The organism is Streptomyces sp. NPDC046349 (assembly GCF_055587885.1).
The window spans coordinates 424,559-434,582 of sequence record NZ_JBVJFK010000007.1; the positions used below are offsets into that span (position 1 = coordinate 424,559).

Consider the following 10,024-nt stretch of genomic DNA (forward strand, 5'->3'; position numbering starts at 1 on the left):
CCCACGACAGAACGGGCTCACCGCGCCGGCCGGCGCGGTGAGCCCGTTCTGTCGTGTCCCTGCGGCGCCTACGCGCCCGGGGCCGCGGAGAGCTGTGCCTCCAGGGCCGCCAGCGTCCGGTAGCAGGCCATGACCTGGGCGAGGGAGGAGTTCGGTTCGCGGCCCTCGCGGACGGCGGCGACGAACTCGCGGTCCTGGAGCTCGATGCCGTCCATCGACGCGTCGACACCGCTGACGTCGATCGGCTCGTCCTTGCCGGTGGCGAGGTCGTCGTAGCGGGCGAGGTACGTTCCGGTGTCGCCGATGTAGCGGAAGAACGTACCGAGCGGACCGTCGTTGTTGAACGACAGCGACAGGGTGCAGATGGCGCCGTTCGCCGCGCGCAGCTGGATCGACATGTCCATCGCGATGCCCAGCACGGGGTGGACGGGGCCTTGTACCGCGTTGGCCTGCACGATCGGCGAGCCGGTCTGGTACGCGAAGAGGTCGACGGTGTGCGCGGCGTGATGCCACAGCAGGTGGTCGGTCCAGGAGCGCGGCTCGCCGAGTGCGTTGAGGTTCTGCCGGCGGAAGAAGTACGTCTGCACGTCCATCTGCTGGACGGCGAACTCGCCCGCCTCGATCCGCCGGTGTACCCACTGGTGGCTCGGGTTGAAGCGGCGGGTGTGGCCCGCCATCGCGACGAGCCCCGTGCGCTGCTGCGCCTCCAGGCACGCCTCGGCGTCCGCCAGCGAGTCGGCGAGCGGGATCTCGACCTGGACGTGCTTGCCCGCTTCGAGGCAGGCGAGCGTCTGCGCGGCGTGCAGCTGCGTGGGGGTGGCGAGGATGACGGCGTCGACGTCGTCCATCGCCAGCACCTCGTCCAGGGAGGCGACGGCGCGCCCCACGCCCTGCTCCGCGGCGAACTTCTGCGCGCGTTCGAGACTGCTGCTCACGACGGCGGCCACCTCCACGCCCTCGATGCGCCGGAGAGCGGCCGCGTGCTTGGCACCGAAGGCGCCGCCTCCGGCCAGGGCGATCCTGAGGGTTCGGTCGTCGGCCATGTCAGTTCACTCCTTCGGCGGGCTCCTGGGCCCGCGGGTGGTTCTCGAGGATCAGATGGCCGACGGCCGTGTTGGACGCCGGCACATGGTAGAAGCGGTGTGCGACCTCGACCCGCCCGGACCCGTCCACGTCGCTCATCGCCCCGCGGGCGATCAGCCACATCACCAGCTCGATGCCCTCCGAGCCGGCTTCCTCGACGTACTCCAGGTGCGGGACCTGTGCCAGTCCGGCCGGGTCGGCGATCAGCCGGTCGAGGAAGGCGTTGTCCCACTCCCGGTTGATGAGACCGGCACGCGGGCCCTGGAGCTGGTGGCTCATGCCGCCGGTGCCCCAGACCTGGACCTTCAGCGGCCTGTCGTACGACTCGATCGCCTTGCGCAGCGCCTGACCGAGCCGGAAGCACCGGGCGCCCGAGGGCACCGGGTACTGCACCACGTTGACGTGGAAGGGGATGACCTTGCACGGCCACTCCTCGGCGTCCCCGAACATCAGCGACAGCGGGACGGTCAGGCCGTGGTCGACGGTCATCACGTTGGCGAGCGTGAGGTCGAAGTCGTCCCGGACGAGCGAGTGCGCGATGTGCGCGGCCAGGTCGGGGTCTCCCTCGATGCCGGGGACGGGGCGGGGGCCGTACCCCTCGTCGGCTGGGGCGTAGGCCGCGCCGGTGCCGAGGACGAACGTCGGGATCAACGTCAGGTCGAACGCGGACGCGTGGTCGTTGTAGACCAGGAGGATCACGTCGGGCAGGTTCTCCCGCTCCCACGCCTTGGAGAACTCGTACCCCTCGAAGACCGGCTTCCAATAGGGCTCTCCGGTCTTGCCGTGGTCCATCGCCGCGCCGATGGCCGGCACATGAGAAGTGAAGACCGCGCCGGTGACCGTGGCGTGCTCGGCGGGCGGTGCCTGGTCGGCATGCGCCGCCTCCAGGACGGCGTGGTCGATGCGGTTTCCCTCGACGGAGCGGCCGCCGCCGACCATCATGGCGCGGTACTCCGCCTCGGTCATACCGGTCATCGACCCCGCCATCTGCTGGAACGAAAAACCCAGCGTGGCGCCCCACTTGGCAAGGAAGTAGATGTTTCCGCCCTCGTCCACGGCGGCGTTGAGGTCGCGGTCGAGCAGCGCCCGCTTCTGTTCCTCCCGCAGCGGCCACGCGTCCAGGTAGGCGCGCTCGTCGGCGAGGTACAGGGCGCGGTTCTCCGCCGTCATCAGCGACATGCAGAACTGGTTGAGGTGGTAGCCCCTGGCGGACTGTTCGGTGTCGAAGATCGTGGTGCCCGGCACCAGCTTGTAGGTCTTGTCCAGTGACATGGTGGCCTCCGGTCGTGGGCGGGTCAGCCGGCGTCCGGCCAGTACAGACGCATGGGGTTCTCGACGAGGAGCCTGCGCTGCAGGTCCGGCGTCGGTGCGATGTGCGGGACGAAGTCGACGAGCAGACCGTCGTCGGGCATGTGGGCGACGAGGTTCGGGTGCGGCCAGTCCGTGCCCCACAGCACCCGGTCGGGGAACTCCCCGACCACCCGCCGGGCGAACGGGACGACATCGCGGTACGCCTCACGCTCGCCGTCGAGGGCCGGCGGACCGCTCAGCGTCAGCCGCTCCGGGCAGGTGACCTTGCACCAGATGTCGGGCCGGGCCCGCATGAAGTCGAGGAACCTCTCGAACTCCGGGCCGTCCGGGTCCTTGGAGGTGTCCGGCCGGCCCATGTGGTCGACGACCAGCGGCACCGGTACGGACAGGAGGAAGTCGCGCAGGCCGGCCAGGTCGGCGGCCTCGAAGTAGACGACGACGTGCCACCCGTACGGTGCGATCCGCCCGACGACGTCCATCAGGTCCTGTCGCGGGACTGCGTCGACGAGCCGCTTGACGAAGTTGAACCTGACGCCGCGCACCCCCGCCTCGTGCAGCTCGCGCAGTTCCTCATCGCAGACGTCGGGCCGTAGCGTCGCCACGCCCCGGGCCATGCCCTTCGAAGCCCGCAGCGCGTCGACCATCGCGCGGTTGTCGGCGCCGTGGCAGGTCGCCTGGACCACGATGTTCCGGGCGAAGCCCAGGTGGTCGCGGAGCGCGAAGAGCTGGTCCTTCGACGCGTCGCAGGGGGTGTACTTCCGCTCCGGCGCGTACGGGAACTCGGCGCCCGGCCCGAAGACGTGGCAGTGCGCGTCGACGGCGCCCTCGGGCATCCGGAAGCGGGGACGGCTCGGAGCGGCGTACCAGTCCAGCCAGCCGGGAGTCCTCTCGAAGCTCGTCGTCATCGTCGGTCCTCGTAGCGCAGCCCGAGCTCGGCCAGCGGGCCGCGCATGCCGTAGAGGTCCAGGCCGAGTTCGCCCTCGCGGAACCGGGCGCGCTTGCTCTCCTCGTTCGCCTCCCGCCGGGCCGCCGCCTCGGCCACCTCGGCGGCCCGCTCGCGCGGCACCACCACGACACCGTCGCGGTCCGCCACGACGACATCGCCGGGCCGGACGAGGGTGTTGGCGCAGACGACCGGGACGTTGACCGAGCCGAGGGTGGCCTTGACCGTGCCCTTGGCGTTGACCGCCCGGGAGAAGACGGGGAAGTCCATGTCCTCCAGGTCGGCTGTGTCCCGGACGCCGCCGTCGATGACGAGCCCCCGGCAGCCGCGTGCGCGGAAGGAGGTGGCGAGCAGCTCGCCGAAGAAGCCGTCCTCGCTCTCGGTCGTGCAGGCCGCGACCACCACATCACCTTCCTCGATCTGCTCGGCGGCGACGTGCAGCATCCAGTTGTCGCCGGGCTGGAGCAGGACGGTCACCGCCGTTCCGCACAGCCGGGCCTTCGGGTAGACCGGGCGCAGGTAGGGGCGCATCAGGCCGACCCGGCCCATCGCCTCGTGGATGGTCGCGACGCCGAACGCAGACAGGGCGGCGACGTCCTGCGGGTCGGCGCGGGTGATCGCAGTACGGACGACACCGAGCCGGGTGTGTTCCATGAGTCCCTCTCCTGGGTCAGTGGGTCAGTGGCCGGCGGCGGTGAGCCGGGCGGCGAGTCGGGGGTAGACGCGCAGGGCGTTGCCGCAGTAGACGGCGGCGCGCTCCTCGTCCGAGAGGTGCGGGGTGGCGTCGACGTACCGCTTCGTGTCGTCGAAGTGGTGACCGGTGAGCGGGTCGATGTCGCGGACCGCGCCGATCATCTCGCTGGCGAAGAGGACGGACCGGCTGGGGATCACCCGGGTCAGCAGGTCGATGCCGGGCTGGTGGTAGACGCAGGTGTCGAAGAAGACGTTGTCGAACAGCGCTTCCGGGTCCGGCCTGCCGAGGGCCATCGCCAGGCCGCGGAATCGTCCCCAGTGGTACGGGACGGCGCCGCCGCCGTGCGGGACGACGAACCGGAGGGTCGGGAAGTCGGCGAACAGGTCGCCCTGGACGAGCTGCATGAACGCCGTGGTGTCGGCGTTGAGGTAGTGCGCGCCGGTGGTGTGGAAGGCGGGGTTGCACGAGGTGCTGACGTGGATCATCGCCGGGATGTCGTATTCGGCCATCGCCTCGTAGAGCGGGTACCAGCTGCGGTCCGTCAGAGGCGGTGCGGTCCACTTGCCGCCCGAGGGATCCGGGTTGAGGTTGACGCTCACCGCCCCGAGCTCCTCGACCGCGCGGCGCAGTTCCGGCAGGCAGGTCGAGGGGTCGACGCCGGGGGACTGCGGCAGCATCGCGCCCATCGCGAAGCGGCCGGGGTAGAGCGCGGCGACGCGGTGGACGAGGTCGTTGCAGATCCGCGCCCACGCCGAGGACACCGGGAAGTCGCCGATGTGGTGGGCCATGAAGCTGGCCCGAGGGGAGAAGACCGTCAGGTCGCTGCCGCGCTCGTCCATGAGGCGCAGCTGGTTGCCGTCGATCGCCTCCCGCAGGTCCTCGTCCGTGATGACCAGGTCGTCGGGGTCGGGCGCGTCCGAGGAGGAGCCGACCGCCGCCACCTGCCGCTCCCGCCACCGTGCCAGCCGGGGGGGAGCCGTGGTGAAGTGACCATGACAGTCGATGATCATGAGGTCTCCAGGAAGTGGTCGGGGTCAGCTCTGGGAACCGACGGGCCAGCCGGTGTACTGCTCGGCGAGGTAGGCGCGTCCGGCGCGGGTGCCCACCACGTTGTCCAGCTCGCCGAGCTGACGCCTCAGGTCGAACGGCGAACCGCCCGGCGCGGTGTGCAACAACTGGGTCATCCAGTGGGAGAAGTTCTGCGCCCGCCACACCCGCTGCAGGGCGCGTGGCTGGTATGCGTCGAGCGCGGCCGCGCCCGCCGGTCCGAGCGCCCGCAGGAGCACCTCTGCCAGAACCTTCACGTCGTGCAACGCCAGGTTGAGCCCCCGGGCGCCGGTCGGCGGCACGGTATGGGCGGCGTCGCCGGCGAGCGCCATCGAGCCCCAGCGCATCGGCTCCTGCACGAACGAGCGGAACCGCAGAACGGATTTCTCCAGGACCGGCCCCTCCTTGAGCCGGAAGCCGTCCTCGCCGGCCACCCGGGCCTGGAGCGTCTCCCAGATGCGGTCCTCCGGCCAGGCGTCGACGGATTCGTCGGGCGAGCACTGGAAGTACATCCGCTGCACGGTCTCGGTCCGCCGGCTGATCAGCGCGAAGCCGTGCTCGGAGTGGGCGTACACGAGCTCCGGCGCGCTCGGCGGCGCCTCGGTCATGATGCCGAACCAGGCGAAGGGGTACTCCTTGCCGTACCGCACCCGCCGGTCTTCGGGCACGAGGTTGCGGCACATGCTGCGGGATCCGTCCGCGCCGACCACGTAGCGCGCGCGGATCTCGTGCCGGGATCCGTCGGCTGCGGTGTACCGGACCCGTGGAGCGGTGGTCGTGACGTCGAGGGCCTCGGTGTCGCTGACGCCGAAGTGGACCGTGCCGCCGTCGCGTTCCCGCGCGTCGGCCAGATCGATGAACACCTCGGTCTGCGGGTAGAGCCAGACGGACTCGCCGACCAGATCCTTGAAGTCGATCCGGTGCGCCCGGCCGCCGAACCGCAGCTCGGTGCCCTCGTGTTCGCGGCCCTCGCGCAGGATCCGGTCGCCGACACCCGTCTCGACGAGGTCCCGGGCCGCATCGGCCTCCAGGATGCCGGCCCGCTGAGTGGTCTCGATCTCACCCCGGGTGCGGGTGTCGAGCACGATCGTGTCGACTCCGGCCCGCCCCAGCCGGTGCGCCAGCATCAGGCCCGCCGGGCCGGCGCCGATGACTGCGACGGGAACCGAGGCAACGGTGTCGACGACGGCGTCGGCCATGGCATCTCCTGAGCAACGGTGGACGTTCCGAACACGTCGAACGTTGACACCCAGGGCATCGGCCGGTCTCGGGCCTTTCCGTCAGGCGGAAGCAGGCAGTGACATCAGGCAGAGGGGCGGGTACGCCGGCCGAGCTCGTCGGAGATTCCGTACGCGGCCCTCAGCAGCGGTTCGCGCAGGCCGCGCGCACGGCTCGCACCGCGTGCCGTGATCACGATCCCCAGAGTGGCGCTGACAGGACCGTTGCGGCCGATCCGTACCGGGGCTGCCACCGCGACCGTGCTCTGGGAGAGCTGGCGGTCGCTGACGAAGACCTGTTCGCGGCGGATCCGGTCCAACTGCGCCCGCAGCGTCTTCGGGTCGGTGACGGTGTGCGGGGTCCAGGCCCGCAGAGGTGATGCGAGGACCTCCTCCTGGATGTCCGCGGGCGCGTGCGCCAGCAGAACCCGCCCCATCCCGGTGGAGCCGATCGGGAAACGGGTTCCCACCGTCGTCAGCAGCTCCACCGACCGGTGCCCGGCGATCCGCTCGATGAACACGAGCTCCGTGCCTTCACGGACCGCGAGTTGGACGTTCTCGTGCGACGCCTCGTAGAGGTCCTGCATGAACGGCAGCGCCACGTCACGCAGGATCTGGGTGCGCGGGCATCCCGAGGCGATCTCCCACAGCCTCAGCCCGACGTGCCACGACCCGTCCTCCCCGCGCTCCAGCGCTCCCCACGCCGCCAGCTCGGCGACCACTCGGTGCGTCGTGCTCAGGGCCAGGCCGGTGCGTTGGGCGATCTCCGACAGTGTCTGCGAGGTGTGCTCGCGGTCGAAGGCCGCGAGCACCTCGAGGACCTTGCCTGCTGCTGTGCTCCCGGTTGCGCTCACGCGGCCAGTCTCGCAAATCGGCATTGGGCAGCCCGCACCGAGCGCCGTACCATCTGCCGGACACCAAGGAGGCGACGTGAACGCAGTGATCTCCGGGCTGTCCTCGATGGCGACACGACCGCTGCTGGCCGAGCTGTCCGAGCACATCCGGCTCGTGCACGGAATCCCCGTGCGTTTCGAGGCCGCCGGCGGGGTCGAGATCGCCCGGCGGGTGCGCGAGGGCGCCGAGGCCGATCTGCTCGTGCTCGCTGACGGAGCGCTGGCCGCGCTGGAGAAGGAGGGACGTCTCCTGGCAGGCACGGCGCGACCGCTGTGGACCTCCCAGGTCGTCGCCGCCGTGCCGGAGGGCTCACCGGTTCCGGTGCTCGACTCGGAATCCGACCTGCGGGCCGTTCTGCGGTCCGCGAAGAAGATCGCCTACTCCACCGGTCCCAGCGGGACGGACCTGATCCGCCTGATCAGCCGGCTGGGTCTGGCCGATGCGCTCGCCGGCCGGCTCGTCCAGGCACCGCCGGGCGTGCCGGCCGGAAGCCTGCTGTCCTCCGGCCGGGCCGACGTGGCGTTTCAGCAACACAGCGAGCTGATGGACCTGCCGGGCGTGGTCATCGCCGGACCGCTCCCAGGTGACTGCGCGATGAACTCGACATTCGGCGGAGGCGTTCTGTCCTCAGCCTCGCAGCCGGGCCTCGCTCTCGAGGTCCTCGATCTCTTCGGCTCCGACATGGGGTCCAGGACCGCTCGTGCCAGGGGCATGTGGGCTTCGGGGAACAGCCGCAGCGCATGACGCACCGCGTGCCAGGGGCCACGGGCACGGTCGGCACTTCTCGAACAGTACGCCGCGTGCGCGGTGGGCCGCCGCCACTCGTGGCACTGTGGTCCCATGACCATCGAAGTCCGGCCCGCATCGGTCATCGAGGACGTGCGCGCCCTGCTCGGCCCGAAGTCCCCCGAGGCCAACGTCTGCTGGTGCCTCAGCTACCGCGTCCCCTCGAAGCTCAACCAGGAACTGCGCGGTCCGGCCCGGGGCGAGTACGTCGCCGAGCTGTGCCGCAGCGCAACCCCTCCGGGGGTGATCGCCTACGAGGACGGCGAGCCCGTGGGCTGGGCGGCCGTGGCTCCGCGAGCGGACACCTCGTTCGCCCGCAGCCGCACCATCCCGCACGTCGACGACCTGCCGGTGTGGTCGCTGTGGTGCGTCCGGGTACGCCCCGGCCACCGCAGGAAGGGCATCTCGCACGCCCTCATCGCCGGGGCGGTCGAGTTCGCCCGTGGCCACGGCGCACCCGCGGTCGAGGCCTACCCCCTCGACAACGGGGAAGCCCGGGCGGACCTGACGATGGCGTACGCGGGTCTGCGGAAGAACTTCGAACGCGCAGGCTTCGTGCACGCCGCCGACACCTCCTCCGTACTGGCCGGCCACCCCCGGGTCCTGATGCGCCTCGACCTGCGCTGAGCCGACAGGCCGGACGGGGCCGGGGCGACGGGTACGGCGTGGGCGACGGGTACGGACGGCGGCGACGGGCGCGGACGGGGGCGACGGGTGCGGACGGGGACCGAGGGAGGCACCGCCCGCCCCCGCCCGCACCGCCCTGCTAGTGCCGCCGCGCCATCACGGCGTGCGGGGCGGCCCGGCCGGCCGGGCCCTGCGCGGACTCCCAGTCGCGGCGCGGCCGCGCCGCGGGCGCCGGCAGCCTGGACAGGTTGGCGCTGACCATCGCCGCCGTACGGACCGCGGCCTCACCCAGCAGGGCGATCTGCTTGCCGTCCAGCGAGGTCGCCGCCACGGCGGCCACCACCTGCCCCGCATCGGAGAACACCGGCGCGGCCACGCACGACAGCGCACTCACGCACTGCCCGTACTGGAAGGCCATGCCCTGCTCCCTGGCCCGCGCCGCCTCCCGCGACCACGCGGCCCGCGACCACCCCTGCGCCGGACCCGCCTCGGGAGCCGACGCCGTAAGGATCAACTCGGCCGCACTCCCGGGCGGCAGGACGACACCGGGATACAACGCGAACACGTCGTCCACCTCGCTGCGCGTGCTCCCGACCACGAGGGCCTGGCCCGCCTCCGGTACCGACAGGCTGACACTCGACCTGCCGCCGCCGGCAGCGGCGAGTTCCCGCAGGGGCCGCGCCGACGCGGCCCGCAGCGCCCGCGCGGGATGCCACGCCTGCCCCAGCCGGAACGTCCTCGGGCCCAGCCGGTAGCGGCCCGAAACGCTCTGCACCGCACCGAGCGCGACCAGCTGCCCGAGCAGCCGGTGCGCCGTGGCCTTCGGCAGTTCGGCCTCCGTGGCCAACCTCGTCAGGCCGACCTCGTCGCCGTGCGCGAGCACCTCCATGAGTGCGAACGCGCCCTCCAGTACTCCCCGCCCCTCAGTGCCGGATCTGGCCATGAGCGGATCCCCCTTTCGCCCGGACGCCATCGGTCGGATGGTGCCCGTAACTCCCCGTTCGTCCCGGCTCATCAGCAAGAACGGTGGTGCCGTCCTCCGCTTCCGCCGGTCCGTTGAACGGACCCGATCATTGCCCGCAACACCTCGATCGCGCCAGGGTGTTGTCACCCAAGGCCGGGCGGACCGGCCCCTCGCGGGGCACGGAACGTCCGTCCGTCAGGAGCGACAAAAGGAGGATCCGATGAGCGCGATCAAGACCAGCGCCAAGCAGTTCAAGTACGTCATGGGTGCCATGACGGCCGTCTTCTTCGGTTCTTGTTCTGCCAGCTGACGCAGATTCGGGGGGTGGGGGGGGGGGGGGGCCCCCCCCCCCCCCCCCCCCCCCCCCCGGGGGGGGGGGGGGGGGGGGACGGGGAGGGGGGGGGGGCGGGTGGTGGGGGATACGGGTTTTGGTTGAAAAGATAACTACCAGACACTTA

10 protein-coding genes are annotated in these 10,024 nt (G+C 71.4%); 2 read left to right on the forward strand and 8 right to left on the reverse strand.

Translation table 11 applies throughout. The annotated features are described in order from the left end of the window. Positions 1-68: 68 nt before the first annotated feature. The 7 genes from ACZ6JS_RS19320 to ACZ6JS_RS19350 form a co-directional block, all read right to left on the reverse strand. Positions 69-1,043 carry a Gfo/Idh/MocA family oxidoreductase gene (locus ACZ6JS_RS19320; protein ID WP_469299375.1) on the reverse strand — a complete coding sequence of 325 codons (975 nt, stop codon included), beginning with the start codon at positions 1,041-1,043 and terminating at the stop codon, positions 69-71. Position 1,044: 1 nt separating this feature from the next. Further along, positions 1,045-2,355, reverse strand: a complete 1,311-nt coding sequence (gene ligA / locus ACZ6JS_RS19325; RefSeq protein ID WP_469299377.1) for a protocatechuate 4,5-dioxygenase subunit alpha — start codon at positions 2,353-2,355, stop codon at positions 1,045-1,047. 23 nt (positions 2,356-2,378) lie between these two features. After that, positions 2,379-3,299 (reverse strand): amidohydrolase family protein, encoded by a 921-nt coding sequence (locus tag ACZ6JS_RS19330; RefSeq protein WP_469299378.1) that lies wholly within the window; start codon positions 3,297-3,299, stop codon positions 2,379-2,381. Then, a complete protein-coding gene (gene ligK / locus ACZ6JS_RS19335) occupies positions 3,296-3,991 on the reverse strand; it encodes a 4-carboxy-4-hydroxy-2-oxoadipate aldolase/oxaloacetate decarboxylase (RefSeq protein ID WP_469299380.1) in 696 nt (231 codons plus the stop codon). The genes ACZ6JS_RS19330 and ligK overlap by 4 nt, the downstream gene beginning before the upstream one ends. A 24-nt stretch (positions 3,992-4,015) precedes the next feature. Continuing rightward, positions 4,016-5,041 (reverse strand): amidohydrolase family protein, encoded by a 1,026-nt coding sequence (locus tag ACZ6JS_RS19340; protein WP_469299382.1) that lies wholly within the window; start codon positions 5,039-5,041, stop codon positions 4,016-4,018. A 24-nt stretch (positions 5,042-5,065) separates the two neighbouring features. After that, positions 5,066-6,277 carry a 4-hydroxybenzoate 3-monooxygenase gene (locus ACZ6JS_RS19345; protein ID WP_469299384.1) on the reverse strand — a complete coding sequence of 404 codons (1,212 nt, stop codon included), beginning with the start codon at positions 6,275-6,277 and terminating at the stop codon, positions 5,066-5,068. Positions 6,278-6,381: 104 nt separating this feature from the next. Then, entirely contained in the window at positions 6,382-7,149 is a 768-nt protein-coding gene (locus ACZ6JS_RS19350) for an IclR family transcriptional regulator (protein WP_469299386.1), read from the reverse strand. 76 nt (positions 7,150-7,225) lie between these two features. On the opposite strand from ACZ6JS_RS19350, the gene ACZ6JS_RS19355 reads away from it, so the two are divergent. Together ACZ6JS_RS19355 and ACZ6JS_RS19360 are read left to right on the forward strand one after the other, a co-directional pair. Next, positions 7,226-7,933 (forward strand): substrate-binding domain-containing protein, encoded by a 708-nt coding sequence (locus ACZ6JS_RS19355; protein ID WP_469299388.1) that lies wholly within the window; start codon positions 7,226-7,228, stop codon positions 7,931-7,933. Between the two features lie 96 nt (positions 7,934-8,029). Then, positions 8,030-8,602: a GNAT family N-acetyltransferase gene (locus tag ACZ6JS_RS19360; protein WP_469299390.1), complete on the forward strand. Its 573-nt coding sequence runs from the start codon at positions 8,030-8,032 to the stop codon at positions 8,600-8,602. A gap of 139 nt (positions 8,603-8,741) precedes the next feature. Here ACZ6JS_RS19360 and ACZ6JS_RS19365 read toward each other — a convergent pair whose 3' ends face one another. Further along, entirely contained in the window at positions 8,742-9,545 is an 804-nt protein-coding gene (locus ACZ6JS_RS19365) for a helix-turn-helix domain-containing protein (RefSeq protein ID WP_469299391.1), read from the reverse strand. Positions 9,546-10,024 lie beyond the last annotated feature (479 nt).